The 20,866-nt window shown below is 40.2% G+C and carries 12 protein-coding genes; 11 read left to right on the forward strand and 1 reads right to left on the reverse strand.

Features of this window, described 5'->3' with window-relative positions:
* Positions 1 to 6: 6 nt before the first annotated feature.
* The 10 genes from L1D51_RS09880 to L1D51_RS09925 all read left to right on the forward strand — a co-directional run bounded on the left by L1D51_RS09880 (position 7) and on the right by L1D51_RS09925 (position 18,010).
* Positions 7 to 1,371: a DUF1329 domain-containing protein gene (locus tag L1D51_RS09880; protein ID WP_239963585.1), complete on the forward strand. Its 1,365-nt coding sequence runs from the start codon at positions 7 to 9 to the stop codon at positions 1,369 to 1,371.
* A gap of 122 nt (positions 1,372 to 1,493) precedes the next feature.
* Entirely contained in the window at positions 1,494 to 2,498 is a 1,005-nt protein-coding gene (locus tag L1D51_RS09885) for a WD40/YVTN/BNR-like repeat-containing protein (protein WP_055198767.1), read from the forward strand.
* Complete coding sequence (locus L1D51_RS09890) at positions 2,498 to 4,822, forward strand: efflux RND transporter permease subunit (RefSeq protein WP_054551390.1); 2,325 nt, start codon at positions 2,498 to 2,500, stop codon at positions 4,820 to 4,822. The genes L1D51_RS09885 and L1D51_RS09890 overlap by 1 nt, the downstream gene beginning before the upstream one ends.
* A gap of 212 nt (positions 4,823 to 5,034) precedes the next feature.
* Complete coding sequence (locus tag L1D51_RS09895; protein ID WP_054561586.1) at positions 5,035 to 9,873, forward strand: NAD-glutamate dehydrogenase; 4,839 nt, start codon at positions 5,035 to 5,037, stop codon at positions 9,871 to 9,873.
* Positions 9,874 to 9,987: 114 nt separating this feature from the next.
* Entirely contained in the window at positions 9,988 to 10,998 is a 1,011-nt protein-coding gene (pyrD, locus tag L1D51_RS09900) for a quinone-dependent dihydroorotate dehydrogenase (protein ID WP_054561585.1), read from the forward strand.
* 120 nt (positions 10,999 to 11,118) lie between these two features.
* Positions 11,119 to 11,649 carry a cell division protein ZapC domain-containing protein gene (locus L1D51_RS09905; protein ID WP_239963579.1) on the forward strand — a complete coding sequence of 177 codons (531 nt, stop codon included), beginning with the start codon at positions 11,119 to 11,121 and terminating at the stop codon, positions 11,647 to 11,649.
* Between the two features lie 344 nt (positions 11,650 to 11,993).
* On the forward strand, positions 11,994 to 14,111 hold the full coding sequence (rlmKL, locus tag L1D51_RS09910) for a bifunctional 23S rRNA (guanine(2069)-N(7))-methyltransferase RlmK/23S rRNA (guanine(2445)-N(2))-methyltransferase RlmL (RefSeq protein ID WP_055022165.1): 2,118 nt from the start codon (positions 11,994 to 11,996) through the stop codon (positions 14,109 to 14,111).
* Positions 14,104 to 14,337, forward strand: a complete 234-nt coding sequence (locus L1D51_RS09915) for a glutaredoxin family protein (RefSeq protein WP_054561582.1) — start codon at positions 14,104 to 14,106, stop codon at positions 14,335 to 14,337. The genes rlmKL and L1D51_RS09915 overlap by 8 nt, the downstream gene beginning before the upstream one ends.
* A gap of 14 nt (positions 14,338 to 14,351) precedes the next feature.
* A complete protein-coding gene (gene uup, locus L1D51_RS09920; RefSeq protein ID WP_055197265.1) occupies positions 14,352 to 16,262 on the forward strand; it encodes an ATP-binding cassette ATPase Uup in 1,911 nt (636 codons plus the stop codon).
* Positions 16,263 to 16,273: 11 nt separating this feature from the next.
* Positions 16,274 to 18,010: a DUF3466 family protein gene (locus L1D51_RS09925; protein ID WP_239963580.1), complete on the forward strand. Its 1,737-nt coding sequence runs from the start codon at positions 16,274 to 16,276 to the stop codon at positions 18,008 to 18,010.
* A 92-nt stretch (positions 18,011 to 18,102) separates the two neighbouring features.
* Here L1D51_RS09925 and L1D51_RS09930 read toward each other — a convergent pair whose 3' ends face one another.
* On the reverse strand, positions 18,103 to 18,612 hold the full coding sequence (locus L1D51_RS09930) for a DUF2062 domain-containing protein (RefSeq protein ID WP_054561579.1): 510 nt from the start codon (positions 18,610 to 18,612) through the stop codon (positions 18,103 to 18,105).
* A gap of 96 nt (positions 18,613 to 18,708) precedes the next feature.
* On the opposite strand from L1D51_RS09930, the gene L1D51_RS09935 reads away from it, so the two are divergent.
* Positions 18,709 to 20,862: a DNA internalization-related competence protein ComEC/Rec2 gene (locus L1D51_RS09935; protein WP_239963581.1), complete on the forward strand. Its 2,154-nt coding sequence runs from the start codon at positions 18,709 to 18,711 to the stop codon at positions 20,860 to 20,862.
* Positions 20,863 to 20,866: the final 4 nt, after the last annotated feature.

The following is a 20,866-nucleotide window of genomic DNA, read 5'->3' on the forward strand; positions in this document are numbered from 1 at the left end:
ATTATGATTATTAGAAAACCTACCCTCATTGCAGCAGCATTTTGTGGCGTTTTCGCAAGCTCAAGTGTACTTGCAAAAATTACCGCTGATGAAGCGGCACGTTTAGGTAAAGATTTAACACCTATTGGCGCAGAAAAAGCTGCGAATAAAGACGGTTCTATCCCAGCTTGGGATGGTGGTATCACAACACCACCTGCAGGTTATAAACCGGGAATGCATCATCCTGATCCGTATGCTGATGATAAAATCTTATTCACGATTGATAAATCGAATGTAGCTGACTACAAAGATTTCTTAAGCCCAGGTCAAATTGAATTATTCAATACTTATCCTGATACGTTTAAGATGAACATCTATCCAACACGTCGTAGCGCGTCGTATCCTCAGTTTGTATATGATGCAACTAAAAAATATGCAACGACAGCTGAGTTAGTAGAGGGCGGTAACGGTATTAAAAATACCGCTGTGGGTGTTCCGTTCCCAATCCCTAAAGATGGCTTAGAAGCGATTTGGAACCACTTATTACGTTTCCGTGGTTTATCAATTGAGCGTTCTGGTGGCCAAGCTGCACCGACAGCATCTGGTTCATATAACTATGTAGGTTTTGATGAGCAACTGTTAGTTGAGTATTCATCACCTGAAGCAACGCCTGAAAAGCTACAAGAATCTAATATCTTGTTTAAGTTTAAGCAAAAAGTAACTGAGCCAGCGCGTCTTGCTGGTACTGCGTTACTAGTTCATGAAACAATGGACCAAATCTTAACGCCACGCCAAGCATGGACATACAACTCAGGTCAGCGTCGTGTTCGTCGTGCACCTAATGTTGCCTATGATGCACCGGGAACAGCTGCAGATAGCTTACGTACAACTGATGACTTTGATATGTTCAACGGTTCTCCAAATCGTTACAACTGGACATTAAAAGGTAAGCAAGAGCTTTATATTCCTTATAACAGCTATAAGCTTCACAGTGACAAACTAAGCTACGACGATATTCTGCAAGCAGGTCATATCAATCCTGAACATGTTCGTTATGAAAAACACCGTGTTTGGGTTGTTGAAGCGAACCTGAAAGAGGGCACGCGTCATATCTATAAAAAACGTGTTTTCTATATTGATGAAGATAGCTGGCAAGTTCATGTAACGGATATCTATGATAACCGTGATCAAATGTATCGTGTAGCGATGGCGCATGGTCTTAACTACTATGAAGTACCAACTCATTGGAGTACGTTAGAAGTTTACCATGACCTTAACTCTCGTCGTTATTTAGCAATTGGTTTAGACAACCAAGAAAAAATGTATGATTTCTCACAATCATTCAACGATAACGAGTTTACTTCAAGCGCATTACGCCGCGAAGGTCGTTAATCAAATTAAGGCACCTGACCCCAGGTGCCTTTTGCAATTCGCGTAAGTCATCAGTAACGCAATAGATTTCTCAGTGGCTTTTTTGACTTCTCTTTTTATTTTTTCGAAGGCGATTTATCTTTATGAAGTATTTGCTTTATGCCTGTCTTGCTTATAGTGCTTCATGTTTTGCTCAAGACATGCCTATGCCGCAACAAGCGATTAGCGCTGTTAACGCAAACAAAACTCTTCTCACCGACATTGAACTAGCTGGCCCAAATCTCATTGCAGTTGGTAAACACGGTGTGGTTATCACAAGTACAGACGCTCAAACTTGGCAACAAGCCAGTGTGCCTACTCAAGTGCTGCTAACAGCGGTTGATTTTTATAATAACGATTTAGGCTGGGCATGTGGTCATGATGCAACCATCATTAATACTGTAGATGCAGGAAAAACCTGGCAGTTACAGCAATCTTTACCAAACATGGATAAGCCATGTTTAGATATTTTATTTACTACTGAACAACATGGCTATGCAGTCGGTGCATATGGAATGTTTTTTGAAACTAACGATGGTGGCCAAACTTGGCAGAAGCGTTTTTTAGATAGCCTGTTATTTGAAGAAGACCGTGAATACCTCAATGATTTAAAAGACAGTGACCCAGAAGGCTATGAAATTGAAACAGCTTCAATACTGCCACATTTTAATCGCATCGTTAAAACTGAGGAGAGTCTATTTCTAGCCGGTGAAATGGGTTTAATGGCACAAAGTTTCGACAATGGTCAAACCTGGCAGCGTCTTGAAGAGATCTATATGGGCTCTTTCTTTACGTTTGCGTCAACTGCAGATCAAGGTGGTGAAGATCTAGTTGCAGGCCTTCGAGGCAACATTTTCACTCGACAAGCCGGCAGTGATCAATGGCAACAAATACCACACGACAATTATGCAACCGTGAATAGCGCGATTAAATACAACAACCAGTGGTTATTATTTGCCAACAGCGGAGTGATTTTCCAAATTGAGAATGGCCAATTAACAGAACAACAAATGGCCGATGGTAAATCGTTACTTGATGGTGTTGTGTTTCAAGACAAACTAGTTATGGCTTCAGAAAATGGCATTAAAGTGAAGGAGTTGAATCCGTAATGCGTGGTTTTTTAGATATTTTAGAAAGAGCGGTGTTTCGTCATCGCTTATTCGCAATTATTTCCTTTGCTTTGATCACCTGTTTCTTATTATTCAAAGCAACACAAATACAATTAGACGCGTCGTTTAATAAAAATATTCCGCTTAATCATGACTACATGAAAGTTTACACCAAACATGAAAAACAGTTTGGTGGAGCAAACAGCATTTTGATTTCTGTCTGTGATGCAGATGGTGATATTTTTAATGAGGAATTTTTCACCCAACTTAAAGCAGTTCATGATCAGCTTTACTTTATTCCGGGTGTAAATCGCCCGTTAGTTAATTCAATCTTCGCACCGAGTGCGCGCTTTGTTGAAGTGGTTGAAGATGGTTTTGCTGGCGGTCCAATTATTCCGGCAAACTTTACCGCTGATAAACGTGGTCTTGCGGTTGTAAAAGAAAACATCGAAAAAGCAAAAGTCGTTGGCCGTATGATTGCCAGTGACTACTCGTGTGCGATGGTAACCGCCCAGCTACTTGAAACTGATCCACAAACACAAGAAAAACTAGATACTTTAGCGTTTGCAGAAAAGCTAGAAACACAAGTTCGTGAACCGCTAAGTACTGACAAGGTCAGTATTCATATTATCGGTTTTGCGAAAATGGCAGGGGATGTAGCAGAGGGTGCTAAAGGGGTACTGTTATTTTTTGCTATTGCCATTGCTTTCACATTCGTAATGGTTTGGCTGTTCTGCCATTCTTTAAAACTGACTATTTTACCAATTGCCTGTTCAATCATTGCTGTTGTTTGGCAGTTAGGCTTGCTTTCAAGCTTAGGCTTTGGTTTAGACCCTATGTCAATTTTAGTGCCGTTTTTAGTGTTTGCGATTGGTGTAAGCCATGGCGTGCAAATGATCAATGACATTGGCAAAAAAGTGTCTACGGGTAGTTCAACTCGGGTTTGTTGTCAGGCAAGCTTTAGAGCACTTCTGATCCCAGGTGGTATTGCACTGCTATCAGACACAATTGGTTTTTTAACCTTACTCACCATTGATATTGGTATTATTCGTGAACTTGCTATCACAGCAAGTTTAGGTGTGGCGGTAATTATTTTYACCAACTTAATTTTATTACCTGTATGGGCATCGTACATGCGTTTTGAAGGCTCTGTGCATATTCAAGCAGGTACTCACACAGACAAACCAAATCTACTAGACAAGTTACGCGAGCTATTAGTAAAAGCGACTGATCGTAAAACAGCAGGTTTTATTATCGTCTTTACGGCTGTGTTATTTGCAGTGGGTTACTGGCAAGCTGACAAAATGCGTATTGGTGACTTACATGCTGGTGCGCCATCTTTGCACCAAGATGCCCGCTATAACCAAGACACCTTTTTGATTTCTGATAAATACACCATTTCATCAGATATCCTAAAAGTGATTGTAGAAGCGTATCCTGCTGCGTGTACTGAGCATGATGTTATGGAGCGTATTAGTCGTTTCCAATGGCAGATGGAAAACGTTGCAGGGGTACAATCGGCTGTGAGCTTAAGCTCAGTTGCGCAATCTGTGAACGCCGGCTTCAACGAAGGTAACTTAAAATGGCAAAGCTTGCCGCGCAATACGGCAAGTTTAGTGCAAGCTACTTCACGGGTTGAAACAAGCTCAGGTTTACTCGATGGAAACTGCTCTGTAATGCCTGTGATTATTTTCTTGAATGACCACAAAGCAGAAACAATTGACCATGTGGTAGCTAAAGTTAAAGAGTTTGCTAAGGCTGAAGAAACCGATGAATTAAAGTTTAAGCTGGCGTCAGGCCCTGTCGGTGTAATGGCTGCAACGAACGAATCGGTATCGGCTGCACAGCTACCTATGATGCTTTACGTTTACGGCGCCGTAATCCTGCTATGCTTAATTAGCTTTAGAAGTGTTAAGGCAACGGTCGCGGTTGTATTACCTCTGTACATCGTATCAACCTTAGCGCAAGCGTTGATGGTACAACTTGAAATAGGTTTAACAGTGTCGACATTACCAGTTATCGCTTTAGGTGTTGGTATTGGTGTCGATTACGGGATTTACATACTTTCATCAATGATGGGGCAGCTAAAACAAGGTGTGGCACTCGAAGTGGCTTATCGTAATGCATTAGCAGAGCGTGGTAGTGCAGTGCTGTTCACAGGTATTACCTTAGCCATTGGTGTTAGCACATGGATTTTCTCTGATCTGAAGTTCCAAGTGGATATGGGTATTCTGCTAACCTTCATGTTTTTGGTTAACATGTTGGGTGCAGTACTTCTTTTACCTGCTATTGGTAGCTTCCTCTGGACTGACCAGAAAAAATAATGTGAATAATTGTGCTCCAATATGGCCAGTAATGGCCATTTATATCTATATTTTGTGAATAGATGACCAAATAGCTGAAAAGCTTAAAATGATTTCATCGAAAAGGCTGTTTATTAGCTGTAAAAGAGTTAGAATTTACCTGACTCCACGCTAATAAATGGCTGTACAAATATTCTACTAATCGATAAGTAGTATAGATTAAGGAACATACAATGACACGAAATGAAGGGCAAGCCTCGGTTATCTTAGATAATGTCTGTAAGCTGATCCAGAAAAAAGTTCACGCTGATAATGTGTTACTCGTTGAGAAATTCGCCAAAGCCTTGTACAGCAATATGTCTAAAGAGGATTTGGCTCATCGCAACGATAGTGACTTATATGGCGCTGCACTAAGCCTATGGAACTCGCTAGAAAAAAATAATTCTGATGACGCGGTTGTCCGTGTTTTCAATCCTGAAGTAGCAAAAGATGGCTGGCAGTCATCGCACACTATTGTTGAAATCATCGCGAAAGACATGCCTTTCCTCGTTGATTCTGTGCGTATGGCCATGACCCGCGCAAACATCGCTTCTCACTTATTACTTCACTCTCCGCTGAAAATCCAACGTGATAAAAATGCTAAAATCACCGGTATTTCAAGCTTAAAAGCAGAGCAAGAATCAACGTCGACAAAAACTGTGTTCTTTATCGAAATTGATCGTCAAACAGATGCAAAAGTAATTGAGTCTTTCAAAAAAGAACTTGAGTCTGTGTTAGTTGACGTCTCTATCGCTGTAGAAGATTGGCAGCCAATTCGTGAAAAGCTAATTGCGGTAACGAAAGACTTACCTAAACGCCACCATAATAATAACGAAAGCGAAGTTGCAGAAACGGTAGAGTTTTTAGACTGGTTAGCTAAAGATAACTTTACGCTAATGGGTTACCGTGAATATGAACTTTCGCCAGTGCAAGGTGATTACCAGTTAAAAGGTAAAAAGGGCACTAGCCTTGGTCTAATGAAAAACACAGACGAAGAGCATAGCCGCTTACTTTCTGAGTTACCTGAAGTAGCGCGCCAAGAAGCGCGTAGCAGTAACTTATTAATTTTAACGAAAACAAATTCAGTGTCTCGTGTACATCGACCTGCATACATCGACTACGTGGGTATTAAGCGTTTTGATGATGAGGGCAATGTAATTGGTGAAGATCGCTTCCTTGGTTTATTCTCATCAAGCTTTTACAACAACAGCGCCGCTGATGTACCTGTACTGAAAAGTAAGATTAACCGCATTATGGAAATGTGTGACTTTGCTAAAGGCACCCATGCATACAAAGCGGTATTAAATATTTTAGAAACGTATCCACGTGATGAGCTTGTGCAAGCACGTGAAGCTGAACTACTTGAAGTTGCCATGGGCGTATTACAAGTACAAGAGCGTGATATGTGCCGTATTTTTGTGCGTAAAGACGCATATGGCCGTTTCTTCTCTTGCATGGTATATGTTCCGCGTGAGCGCTATAACACGGCACTACGTCGTGAAACGCAACGTATCTTAGCCAATGCATTTAATTCTGACGACAAAGTCGAATTTACTACTTTCTTCTCTGAGTCAACATTAGCCCGTACACATTACACGGTGCGTGTGACTGACAATAATATTGAATATAACGTGAAAGACATCGAAAACAACCTAATTGAAGCTGCCCGTACTTGGGAAGATAGACTCCAATCTGCACTACTTGAAAGCGCAGGTGAAGCACGCGGTAAAGAACTAAACCGTAAATATGCACAAGCGTTTGCAAGTGCGTATAAAGACCAGGTTTTACCAAGTGCAGCGGTTGTTGATATTGAAAAGCTAGAACTTCTAAACGACGAGAACAAACTTGAGATGTTGTTCTACCGTCCACAAGAAGAAGCAAACACAAATGTTGTTCGTTTAAGCTTATTCCATAAAGATGTGCCAATTCACTTATCTGACGTAATGCCGATGTTAGAAAACTTTGGTTTACGCGTAGTAGGTGAAACACCTTACTCAGTGAAAACAACTGACGGTAAAGTTAATTGGATCATGGATTTCACCATGCTAATTGACAACAAGGGCATTGCTGACTTTGATAAAGTGTCAGCGCGTTTCCGTGCTGCATTAACGAACGTGTGGAATAACCGTTTAGAAAATGATGGTTTCAACCGTTTAGTATTAATGGGTGGCTTAACAGGTCGTGAAGCGTCTATTCTTCGTGCCTACGCTAAATACATGCGTCAAATTGGTGTAACTTTTTCGCAAACTTACATCGAAAGCACATTTGCAAATTACCCACACATTGCATCGCAAATCGTTAACTTATTCACTAAAAAGTTCTCAGTTAAGAACCCAGGTAGTGAAAAGACACTTGAGAAGCTAGTAGCACAAGTTAACCTTGAACTAGAAAACGTAGCAAACCTAGATGATGACCGTATCATCCGTTTATACGTTGATATGATCAATGCAACACTTAGAACGAACTTCTTCCAAAAAGAAGCGGACGGCCAATTTAAGTCATACGTATCGTTCAAAGTTCAGCCTTCTATGATCCCTGAAATGCCATTACCACTGCCTGCGTTTGAGATCTTTGTATACTCGCCGCGCGTTGAAGGCGTTCATTTACGTGGTGGTAAAGTCGCTCGTGGTGGTTTACGTTGGTCTGATCGTCGTGAAGACTTCCGTACTGAAGTACTGGGTCTTGTTAAAGCGCAACAAGTTAAAAACACGGTTATCGTACCAGTAGGTTCGAAAGGTGGTTTCGTATGTAAACAGCTACCGACAGACCGTGAAGCATTCTTCAAAGAAGGCCAAGAGTGTTACAAGATTTTCATCCGTGGTTTATTAGATATCACAGATAACATTGAACGTGGTGAGATTGTTCCACCAGTTAATGTTGTTCGTCATGATGAAGATGACCCGTATTTAGTTGTTGCTGCCGATAAGGGTACTGCGACTTTCTCTGATATCGCTAACGGCATCGCAAATGAATATAACTTCTGGCTAGGTGATGCATTCGCATCAGGTGGCTCAGTAGGTTACGACCACAAGAAAATGGGTATCACTGCAAAAGGTGCGTGGGAATCTGTTAAGCGTCATTTCCGTGAAATGGACATTGACTGTCAAACAACTGATTTCACTGTGGTGGCAATCGGCGACATGGCGGGTGACGTATTTGGTAATGGTATGTTGCTTTCTAAGCATATTCGCTTACAAGTAGCGTTTAACCACATGCACATCTTTGTTGATCCAAACCCAGATGCAGCGACATCTTACCCAGAGCGTGAGCGTTTATTTAATCTACCGCGTTCTTCTTGGGAAGATTACAACAAAGACCTCATTTCTCAAGGTGGTGGTATTTTCTCTCGTGCGGCTAAATCAATTAGCTTAAGCCCAGAAATGAAGAAAATGCTTGGCACTAAGAAAGCGAGTATGACACCTAACGAGTTAATCAAAGCAGCTCTAATGATGGAGTTTGATTTACTTTGGAATGGTGGTATCGGTACTTACATCAAGAACTCTAAAGAGACTGATGCTGATGTGGGTGACCGCGCGAATGATGCACTTCGTATTAACGGTTCTGAGCTTGGTGCGAAGATCCTAGGTGAGGGCGGTAACTTAGGTGCGACTCAATTAGGTCGTATCGAATTTGCGGCTAAAGGCGGTCGCGTTAACACTGACTTCATCGATAACGTAGGTGGTGTTGCGTGTTCAGATAACGAAGTAAACATCAAAATCTTACTTAATGGCCTAGTTGCTGAAGGTGACTTAACACGTAAACAGCGTGATGAGTTACTTTATTCAATGACTGATGAAGTGTCTGAGTTAGTATTAAAAGATTGTTACCGTCAAACGCATACCTTATCGATTACTCAATCAAAAGGTACGTCAACGCTTAAAGAAAAAGTACGTTTCATCCATGCCCTTGAAAAAGATGGCAAGCTTAACCGTGCAATCGAGTTCATTCCAACGGATGAAGAGCTTGCAGAGCGAGCAGCAGCGGGTAAAGATTTAACTCGTCCAGAGCTTTCTGTACTTGTTTCTTACGCGAAGATGGTTCTTAAAGAGTCTCTAGTGGTTGATGAAATCACTGAAAACCCTTACTACCGTCAGTTATTAGTTAAGTCGTTCCCAGTGCCACTTCGTGAGAAGTTCAACGATGCAATGGATAACCACCCACTTCGTAAAGAGATTATCGCAACGAAACTTGCAAACAACATCGTTAACGATATGGGTCTTAACTTTATGGTTCGTATGCACGAAGAAACAGGTGCTAACGAAGCTGAAATCGCACTTTGCTACTCAATCGCAAAAGAAGTGTTCGAGATGCCAGAAACATGGTCATCAATTGTTGCACTTGATAATAAGATCCCAGCAGCTGTACAAACAGAAATGCTATATCAATTACGTCGTACGGTTCGTCGTGCAACACGTTGGTTCTTACGTCATCGCAATAAAGCACAAACGATTGAGCAAGCAATTGAGTTCTTTGCACCAACATTTGCTGATTTAAGTGAAAACTTAAACAGCTACATGGTTGAAAAAGAAAGCGAGCGCCTAGTTAAAGCGGCAGATAAGCTAATTGACAGCAATGTACCAAAAGCACTTGCAACACGTATTGTGTCACTATCAAGCTTATTCTCTGTAATGGACTTAGCTGAAATCGCTAACAATTCAGAGCGTAGCATTGATATGGTTTCTAACACCTACTTCAAGCTAGGTGCGCGTATGGGCTTACATTGGTTCCTTGACCAAATCACCAACCAACCAGTTGCGAACCACTGGCAAGCACTTGCTCGTGCTTCTTACCGTGAAGAGCTAGATTGGCAACAACGTACATTATCAGCTGTGGTACTTAATAGCTTTGCTGCAGACAGCAAAGACATTGATGCACAAATTGATGAGTGGATGGATAACCAAGATCTACTATTACAACGTTGGAAGCAGATGCTATCTGAGTTCAAAACATCGCAAAGCCATGATTTTGCGAAGTTCTCAGTGGCACTTCGTGAACTAATGTTGTTAAGCCACAACTGTGACACTTCCAAATAAGTGAAAAGTCGTTAAAATACATACCCCAGCTCGCTGGGGTATTTTTTTGCCCTTAATTTGCAATGGTCCGTTTACAAACGGCTACCTTGTTTATTTTTACCTAAGGAACAAACCATGTTTTATGATCTAGCTCGCCGTTTTATGTTTACCCGTGATGCGGAGTGGGCTCATGAATTTGCACTTAATAATTTACGCCGATTTGCTCATACGCCATTGAGTGCTGCGTGGTCTCAATCTGTCCCTAATAAACCCGTTAACTTTTTAGGTTTAGAGTTTAAAAATCCAGTAGGTTTAGCGGCAGGCTTAGATAAAAATGCCGAGTGTATTGATGCATTTTCGCAAATGGGTTTTGGTTTTGTTGAAGTAGGTACTGTTACACCACGTCCTCAAGCGGGTAATGACAAGCCGCGTATTTTCCGCTTACCTGAATCAAATGCGATTATTAACCGCATGGGCTTTAACAATAAGGGCGTTGATAACCTAGTTAACAATGTTAAAGCAGCGAAATACGACGGTATTCTAGGTATTAATATTGGTAAAAATAAAGATACACCAAACGAACAGGGTAAAGATGATTACATTCACTGTATGCGTAAAGTATTTGAGCATGCATCGTATATCACAGTAAATATTTCTTCACCGAATACCCCAGGTCTTCGTGATTTACAATACGGCGAAGCGCTTGATGACTTATTGCAAAGCTTAAAGAATGAACAACTTGATCTAGTGGCCAAACATAACAAGCAAGTGCCTATGCTAGTTAAGATCGCCCCTGATCTTGATGAAGTACAAATTGGCCAAGTTAGTGAGTCATTGATCAACAATAAGATCGATGGTGTTATTGCTACAAACACCACACTTGAACGTGCAATGGTACAAGGTCAACAGTATGCAAATGAAGCGGGTGGTTTATCAGGCCAGCCTGTGCGTCAGCGTTCAACCCACGTGGTTAGTGAACTTAAGCGTTTAACCGAAGGTAAACTACCTATCATTGGTGTGGGTGGCATCGATGATGCTGATTCGGCAAAAGAAAAATTTGCAGCAGGTGCAGACCTTGTACAAGTTTACACTGGTTTCATTTATAAAGGCCCAGAATTGGTAAAAACGATCCTAAATAGCTTATAAGGATCAGTTATCTAAGCAATTGATCATTAATAAAATGTTCTAAGAAATCATTTTATTAATGGTCTGCTTTAGTTATAATTTGTGATTATGCGCACAGTATTTATTCGTTAGGGAGGAGACATGTTACAAGCATCTAAGCAATGGAAATGGCTTGCTTGTGCAAAAAATAATCGTCTTTTGGTTGACCTAGACCAAGATATGCAACTGTGCACGCCTTACAAACTTCGCCAACTCACCGATGCTGTTTTACAAGAGCCTAACTTTAGCCTTGAAGATGCTGCATTTTATCAGCAAGTTTATCAATACCTCGAAACTTTCTCACTATGGAACCCTGCAGAGCTTTGCCAAATCGCGCTAAATGCCACTGCGGTCAAATTTCATTTAAAGCCAGTACTTGCAAAAAGTTGGTTCTTTGATGAGTATAATGGCAGTCAGCCGAGTGTCGAAGCTGTAGTGAAATTGTGCTCACAGGCACAAGAAGGTGAGTTTTTAATTGTTGACCACTCAAGCGAAGCCTCAGTGTGTATTAACCTAAGCCAACACTTTCAATTAGACGAAAACCTTTCTCTTGAACAGTTTGAGGCTATTAAGGTTTTAAATAACCGTATCCATCCTGTTTATATTCAACAAAAACAGTTTAAATCTGCCTAGGGCGTGTTGACCTTTGTGAATTAAAATTTGTTCACTCTAGGGGCGATTTAATCGCGGCGCGAGATTTGTAACCTAGTGGGCTAAGTAAAAATCGAGCAACAAAGAGTTAATCGCCCCTAGGAAGAACCCGAAGGGCAGCGCGTGTTTGGCATTTATGCTGCGTTATCGCATATTTATGGGAAACAATCACACTACATAGGCTCTGCCTTGCCAAAATACCAAACACACTGCTGCAAAATTAATCAAAAAAAGTCAACCCGCCCTACTATCCCTGCAAATGTTGGCGTTTTTGTTCGCCAAGCTATGCTATAATCCTGCGCAATTAGCATTTAAGGGTTTTTACTTTGCAATTTATCGCACTTACTTCTATCGGAATAGAAAATTTACTTGTTGATGAGCTTACAGCACTCGGTGCAGAAGTCTCAAAACAAACCGTGGGCTCTGTACGTTTTGAAGCAGATAGCTTATTAGCACAAAAGATTTGTTTATCGAGCCGTTTTGCGACTCGTATCATGATGCTGATAGAAGAAAAAGAAGGCGTAAAAGACAAAGACAGCCTTTATCAATTTGCACGCTTACAGCCTTGGCAGGAGTGGTTTGGTCCTAAACAAACCTTTGCTGTTGATTTTACTGGTACTAATAACGATTTAAAAAATACGCAATTTTCAGGTCTAGTTGTAAAAGATGCGATTGTTGATTACTTCGCGGATTTATTCGAGCAACGTCCTGATGTTGATAAATACAATGCCAATGTACGTGTTGTAGCAAGGTTGAACCGTCAAGGTGTTGCGCTTTATATCGATTATTCTGGCCCGCGTTTATCTGAGCGTGGTTATCGTCAAGATCAAGGCAAAGCGCCGATTAAAGAGCATTTAGCTGCAGCCCTTGTGAAACGAAGTGGTTGGCTTGAAAACGTACAGCAACCTTTATTCGATCCATGTTGTGGCTCTGGTACCATTTTAATTGAAGCTGCAAGCATGGCACGCAATGAAGCGCCGGGCTTATTCCGTGAAGGTTTTGCCTTTGAGCGCCTGCCTAGTTTCCGAATTCAAAAATACAAAGAATTAAAAGCAGAACTAACTGCACAAATTACAGATCCTAAACTTTGGCTTATTGGCCATGATATTGACGCCAGTGTGATTTCAAAAGCTCAAGAAAACGCAGAGCGTGCTGACCTTGGTAATGTGATTAAGTTTAAACAAAGCGATGCCACTAAGTTAACCCCAGTTGCGAAACTACCTGGTGTGGTGATTTCAAACTTACCTTATGGTGAACGTTTAGGCTCAATGGCTGAGCTGGTTAACTTACACCGTAGCTTAGGTGTTGGCTTCAAAAAGCACTTTAATCATTGGAAACTTGCTTTACTTGGCACTGACGAAAGCTTATTTAAGTTATTAAAGTTAGTTAAGTTAAAACGCTATAAGTTTAAAAATGGCCCGTTAGATGTTGTATTAAATCTTTACCAACTTGACGATAAACAAGTAGAACTTAGCAAAGAAGATAAGCCGGCTCTTAATTTTGAAGGTTCAACAGCCTTTGCAAACCGTTTAAAGAAAAATAAGCAAAATTTAAAGAACTGGTTAAAGCAAAATGAAGTAAGCTGCTACCGTGTTTATGATGCGGATATTCCAGAATATAACGTAGCTGTAGATGTATACGATGATTCAGCGGTTATTTTTGAATATGCTGCACCGAAAGAAATCGATGACAATACGGCTCAAAAACGTTTGCAAGATGTGATCAGCTTGACCGCTGAGCAGTTAAATATAGCACCAGAAAATATTGCAGTTAAAGTGCGTAAAAAGCAAAAAGGTGAAGAGCAATATACCAAGGTAGCAAAACAAAATCGTACTCAAGTAGTGGAAGAGTTTGGCGCTAAATTCAAAGTAAACTTATTTGATTATTTAGATACTGGTTTGTTCTTAGATCACCGATTAGCTCGTCGTTATATCCAACAAAACGCACAAGGCAAACGTTTCTTAAACTTGTTTGCTTATACAGGCAGCGCATCTGTGCATGCTGCTGTGGGTGGTGCTAAAGCCATTACCACGGTTGATATGTCAAAAACCTACTTAAAGTGGGCGCAAGAAAACTTTGCTCTGAATGATATCAGTAATACCCGTTATCGTTTTGAGCAAGCAGACTGCTTGAAGTGGCTTGAGTATGCACAAGGCCAATATGATTTAATTTTCTTAGATCCACCGACGTTCTCAAACTCAAAACGTATGAAAGATGCGTTTGATGTACAACGCGACCATATCAAACTACTTACCTGGGTTAAGAAAATTTTAAGCCCTAACGGTACGCTTATATTCTCAAATAATAAGCGTGGCTTTAGCATGGATGAAGTAGGGCTAATGGGTCTGGGTTTAAAAGCAGAAAACATTTCTGACAAGACTTTATCACCAGATTTTAAACGTAATAAGCAAATTCATAATAGCTGGCTTATTACCCATGGCTAACTTTACCCTGTACCACACTGATGGCTGTCATCTGTGTGAAATGGCCGATGAATTATTAATTGCTACAAACGCTTCGTTTGTAGCAAAAGATATTATGGACAGTGAACAGCTGATTGAACTTTACCAAACCAGTATTCCGGTTGTGGAATCTCATCAAGGCAAGAAATTATTTTGGCCTTTTGATGCTGAGCAATTAGCGCAATTTATTGCTGATAATAAAGAATAAGAGTAGTAATCACGATGGATTTAATCAGAATAGCCAAAGCTCAACTCGCTTATGGTACGCATCCGCTACTAGATGATGCCGATGCCGTTATTGAGTCAGGTGAGCGCGTTTGTATCGTTGGTCGAAACGGTGCAGGTAAATCAACACTATTAAAAGTGCTTGATGGCCAAGTGACATTGGATGATGGTGAAATCAACCAATTAGGCGGTATTCGCATTTCACGTTTAGAGCAAGATCCACCAAAAGGGGCGGCAGGCTCAGTATTTGATTATGTCGCGCAGGGCATGCCTGACATTGCTAACTTACTGATAGAATATCACCAAGTTAGTAATCAAATGCAAACAGACTATAACGATAAATTGCTTAACAAATTAGAGCGTTTATCTAATCAATTAGAAACCGTTGATGGCTGGCGTTTTGATACCCGTATTCAGCTCGTTTTATCTCGCTTAGAGCTAGACCCAGAAGCCAAGCTTGAATCATTATCGGGTGGTTGGCTACGTAAAGTTGCTCTTGCACGAGCCTTGGTTAGTGAACCTGATTTACTGCTACTTGATGAGCCTACCAACCACTTAGATATGAGTAGTGTTATTTGGCTTGAGCAATTTTTAAAAGAGTTTAAAGGCGGCATCGTTTTTATTTCTCACGACCGTGCATTCATTCGAGCAGTTGCAACCCGTATTCTTGATTTAGACCGTGGTAAGCTGGTTTCATACCCTGGCGATTATGCGACATATCTTGAACAAAAAGCGCATGATCTAAAAGTAGAAGAAACACAAAACGCATTATTTGATAAGCGCTTAGCAGAAGAAGAAGCGTGGATCCGCCAAGGTATTAAAGCACGTAGAACGCGTAATGAAGGCCGTGTACGTGCTTTAAAAGAGTTACGTAAAGAGCGTAAGCAGCGTGTTGATCAAGTCGGTAAAACTGATTTCAATATTGAAACAGCGGATCGTTCGGGTAAATTAGTATTCGAAGCGAAAAACATCTGTCATGCATTTAAAGATAAAGTCATCGCAAAAGACTTTTCAACCCTTGTTATGCGTGGCGATCGTGTTGGCCTTGTTGGGCCAAATGGTATTGGTAAAACAACACTGCTTAAAATTTTATTTGGTGACTTAACACCTGATAGCGGCAGTGTTAAGCAAGGTGTTAACTTAGAGTTTGCTTATTTTGACCAGTATCGTCAAAAGCTTGATGAAGAAGCCACAGTACAAGATAACGTAGCTGAAGGTAAGCAAGAAGTGATGATGGGCGGGCGCTCACGTCATGTACTAGGTTACTTACAAGACTTCTTATTTCCACCGGCAAGAGCGCGTACGCCAGTAAAAGCGCTTTCAGGTGGTGAGAAAAACCGCTTATTATTAGCAAAGTTATTTTTAAAGCCATCTAACATTATTGTTCTCGATGAGCCAACCAATGACCTCGATATTGAAACTTTAGAGCTTTTAGAAGAGATCATTAACCAATATCAGGGCACTGTACTGATTGTAAGCCATGACCGTGAATTTATTGATAATACCTGTAATTCTGTATGGGCATTTGAAGGTAACGGCAAGATCACCGACATTGTTGGTGGTTATAGCGACTATGAAGCGTATGCAGCTCATTTAGCTGAGCAAGAAAAACAACAACAGCAACAAATTAAGCAAGAAAAGCCGGCCGTTGTTAGCCAAGATAAAACACCAAAGAAAAGTAATAAACTCTCTTACAAATTAAAACTTGAATTAGAAGAATTACCCAGTAAAGTGGAACAACTTGAAAAAGCGTTAGACGCTCAGCAAGTTGTGGTTAATGACCCTGACTTTTTTAAGCAAGATGCTGCAATTACAACAGAAGCATTGAACCATTTAGCCGAGTTAGAGTCTGAGCTTGAAGTCGCTTTTGAGCGCTGGGAAGAACTCGAAGATTTAAAGAATCAGTAGTAAGGATTAAAATGAAATACAAATTACTCGCTGCCAGTATTTTAGCCACCCTAAGTACCTCAGCGATAAGCGCAACCTATAAATTAGAAGAATTAGGTGGAATTGATGGCGCTAAATTTAACTACGTAACAGATGTTAGTGAAAACGGTCACATCATAGGCTTAGCAAATGGCCTTTACAAATTACCCGTTGATGTCTCTTATATCGATTTTACAGATTCGTCGATCAAAGATTCTTATGATACAGCTAAAAAGCAGTATGAACTCATTGATAAAGAAATTACATTCACGCTTGATGATATTGAGAATAACGATGCGGTAAATACAAATGCCGATGCTCATGCATTTATGGTAAGTTTTTTAACAGGTCGTTCAACTGACTCTGAATATCAAAAATTATCAAGTGCAATTGCAACGCTTTACACATCTGAAGGTGCTTCAGAGCAAGTTTTATTTGATGAACAGTCTCTTGATTTTGACGGCTTAACACGCTCGACTTCTAACTTACTAAATGCTGTAACAGATGACGGTGTAATGGTTGGTTGGGGCAGTGCACCTTACGAAAAAACATCGTTCACTCAAACAGATGAAGATGAAGAAGAAACCCACTTTTTAAGAGACTTCATTAGCCGTGCAATTGTTATTACCGAAGACGGTGTGAAAGTTGAACTTGCACCAGAGTTTGATGATTACGGCGGTATTAGCTCGGCAAATGACATTATCAAAACAGCTAATGGTTACGAAGTTGTAGGTACTGTTTCAACGGATATTGCGGTTGATCCACTGGATGATATTACTGATAACTGTGATGGCGAAGATGAACCAGTTTCAGACTGTGTTGAAGCGTACAACCGTACTTATTCAACGGGTATTTATAATAAACGTGCTGTTAAGTGGACATTAGACACTAATCTAAACATCACCAATACAGAAATGTATGGCTTAGGTTTAACGCCTGAAGATGATGAAGATTTCGCGTTCCGTAGCAATGCAATTGCAATCAACGAAAATGGTTTAGTGGTTGGTACGTCTGATGTGCGTTACAAGAGTAATAGCACACGTATTACTATGCCTGTTATTTTCGAAAATGGTGAAGTAAAAGAATTTATCGACCAAGAGGATGATTGGATTTCGGGTCAGCCTTTAGCGGTAAATAATGATGATGTTATTGTTGGCTACGCGAGCAAGCGTATCGACGGTACAACGCGTACAAAATTTTTCTACTACGATAAAAATAGCGATAGCGTTGTTTTCCCAACTGATTACTTCTCAAGCTCAAGTTCATTAGCTAACGATATCAATGACAATGGTATTATTGTTGGTGAGGGCGAAACAGATATATACAATACTTCTACCCGTCGTCGTGAAGGTTTCATGTACACCACCGGTGAAGATTCAGTTGTTAACTTAAACGATTTATTACCTTGTTATGAAGAAGATGGTGAGACTCGCTTTAAATACACGGTTGCTGAAGCGAAATCAATTAACAACAATAATGAAATCTTCGGTGTTGCGACTAAAACTGTTGAAAAGACAGATTCATTCGGTAATGTTGTAGTCGATGTTAATGGCAATATCGAATATGAAAGTGTCGCAGTGGCTGTTAAGTTAACACCAATTGATGGTTCTGTTGAAGAGTGTCCTGCAGAAGAGATTGAACAATACGAGCGTCAATCAGCAAGCTTCCCTTGGTATGCATTATTGCTATTACCATTTGCAGCAGCACGTCGTGTATTTCGTAAGAAGTAATAATTAGAGAGCTTTATGCAAAGCAAATAGCTTTCTTGCAAGAAATAAAAAACCCAGCTTCAAGCTGGGTTTTTTGTCTATACTGAAATCAGTTATTTTTTATGGCGGTGTATCCATGCTTTACGGACTGAGCGTTTCCAAAGCATGTCGGTACCAAAATAACCAATGATTGCCGCAGCTGTTGCACAAATGAATGAGCCAACTAAAAACGCAGGGCCGATAGTTGTAAGGCTATCTATAAACCATTGCCAGCTTGGTTCAAATTGAAAATGCTGTTGTGGTTGAGCAAGGGCAATCGTGCCTACAATATATGAACAATAGAAAATAGGAGGCATGGTTAGTGGGTTAGTGATCCACACTGTTGCAACAGAAATCGGTAAATTTACTCGAAATGGAATAGCCAGGGCGGCTGCAAGAACCATTTGAAAAGGAACAGGGATGAACGCAAAAAATAAACCAACCGCAAATGCACCGCGTGCTGAGCGTCTATTTAAGTGCCATAAATTGGCATCATGCAATAAACGACCAAAAATTCTTAAATACTTGTGTTCTTTTACCTTATTATGATCAGGTAAAAAGCGTTGGATCGTTTTCTTAGCCATTTAAAGCAACCATTTACATCTATTTGGTTATGCAGCGGCTTTGTCATAGGCTGTTTTTTCACCCTATATACATTTGGCACTGCGGCGTTTTATATAATGAGTTTTGCTGTATTGCTAGCAGGTGCCTATTTTAAGCCTTTTTTAACTCTATTGTCAGGGTTTATTTGCGCTATTTTAGTAGTGATTTTTCATTACATCATCTTTTACTCTATCTCTAACTGTCAAATCGATTATCAACAAAGCCGATTAGTTCGATTTGAGGTAGTTGAAACTTACAGTGAACAAAGCCCTTATTACATTAAAGCAAGTCTAAAAAATATTGAATCTTGCCCTACAAGCATGCGACCTGCTCCTAATGCAATGCTAAGCATTACTTCAGATAAACCTGTTACTAGTGGAGATGAATTAAGCGCAGAACTCAAACTTAAACCTTACAGATCGGTAAAAAATTTCTATAGTTTTGATAGAGAACGGCAAGCATTACTTGAGCGAGTATTTTATAAAGGCCGAAGCGTAGGGGAGATAAGCTATTTAAATCATCATCGATATGACTCCCTTCGAGTGAGCTACCGCACATATATTGAAAAAGTCACGGCAAGCACCCAATTACAATGGCTTTATTATGCGCTTTTAACCGGTGACAAAAGTAAAATAAGCTATGAAGATAGAAAACACTTACGTGAATTAGGTTTGTCGCATCTGCTTGCTATTTCAGGTCTTCATATCGGACTTATCTTTGCAGTCGGCTTTTATAGTAGTAAGTGGCTGTTAAGAGTGAGTCATTTACGCGTAAGACAATCAATTCAATTAAATAAGTTATTTGTTTTTGTAGGGTTCTGTTGCTCGTTCGTCTATGTCTACTTAAGTGATTTTATAGTTTCCGCAAGCCGAGCGCTGCTGATGTTAGGCTGTTACCTTGTTATTTATAACCTAGGGAAAAACCCAGTGCGTTGGCGTTCAATTTTGTACGCCTTGAGTGTTGTGTTGTTTATAGACCCATTTGCACTTTTGAACCCCGGGCTCTATTTCAGTTTTTTGGCCGTTACGATCATATTTCTACTGACTAAAAACACAGTTAATTTGTCACTTGGTTTTTTAAAGCGATTTGCACAGCTACTGAAAGTTCAGTGCGCTTTATTTGTCGGTTTACTGCCTCTATCCTTATATTACTTCTCAGGCACTAGTGTCATAGGTTTATTGATTAACCTTATTGCTGTGCCCTTGGTTGGTGTGCTGTTATTGCCTTTCTTAATTTTTTATAGTTTGGTTTCTAGCCTACTGGATATTTCTGGTTTGTTATCACTCGTCGACAGTGCGCTGTATTATGGCTATCAATTACTACTTTCTATCCCTAATGACTGGCGTTGGTTCTCGCTCAATGAGTTTAGTTTTTCATTATTGATCATAAGTTACATAACACTTCTGCTGTTGTACTTTAGCCCAAATAAATATGTGTGCTTAATTCCTGTTTGTGTATATGCAGTTGATAGTGAATTACAGCCAGAAGCTAAGTTTCAGTTAGATGTGTTTGATGTAGGGCATGGATTAATGGTGATGGTAAGCCACAAAAACAAAGCGATAATTTATGATTTAGGGCCACAGTACTTTGGCCGTTATGATTATGTACGCCGTGTATTACTCAACAACATCAATAAACAACAGTTATCTATTATCGCAACAATAATAAGCCACTTAGATAACGACCATTCTGGCGGTTTAACAAGTTGGCAAATGGCAGGCTATCAACACACCCTAGCTACTTTTCATCCTCAGGGGCTGGGAAATAAGTGCAAAACAACAACACTCAAGCCTGATGAGCTTAATATCAGAAGTTTTACAGCAAAGGTGGAAAATGTAAGTCGTAATGATCAGTCGTGTTTATTAAAAGTAACGGGTTTTAATTATTCAGTGTTATTGACTGGGGATATATCTGCAGCGGCAGAAACTAAGCTTGTTGAAGAGGGGATGGATTTAGGAGCGACTATTTTAATAAGCCCCCATCATGGTAGTAATACCTCTTCAAGTTATGAATTTATAGGTGCAGTAAACCCTGAAGTGGTCATCCATTCATCTGCTTATCAAGGGCAATGGCACTTTCCTCATCCTGAGGTTGTAAATCGTTATAACCAACACCATATAAAGCAGTTATCGACGGCAGAGAATGGCCATATACGCATAAAATTTTACGAAGATAAATATCGCTTAGAATTTGCGCGAGAGCAGGAAAGTTATTGGTTCGAACAAGATTGACGTT

The sequence above is a fragment of the Pseudoalteromonas shioyasakiensis genome, assembly GCF_022398475.1.
Lineage (GTDB): Bacteria > Pseudomonadota > Gammaproteobacteria > Enterobacterales > Alteromonadaceae > Pseudoalteromonas.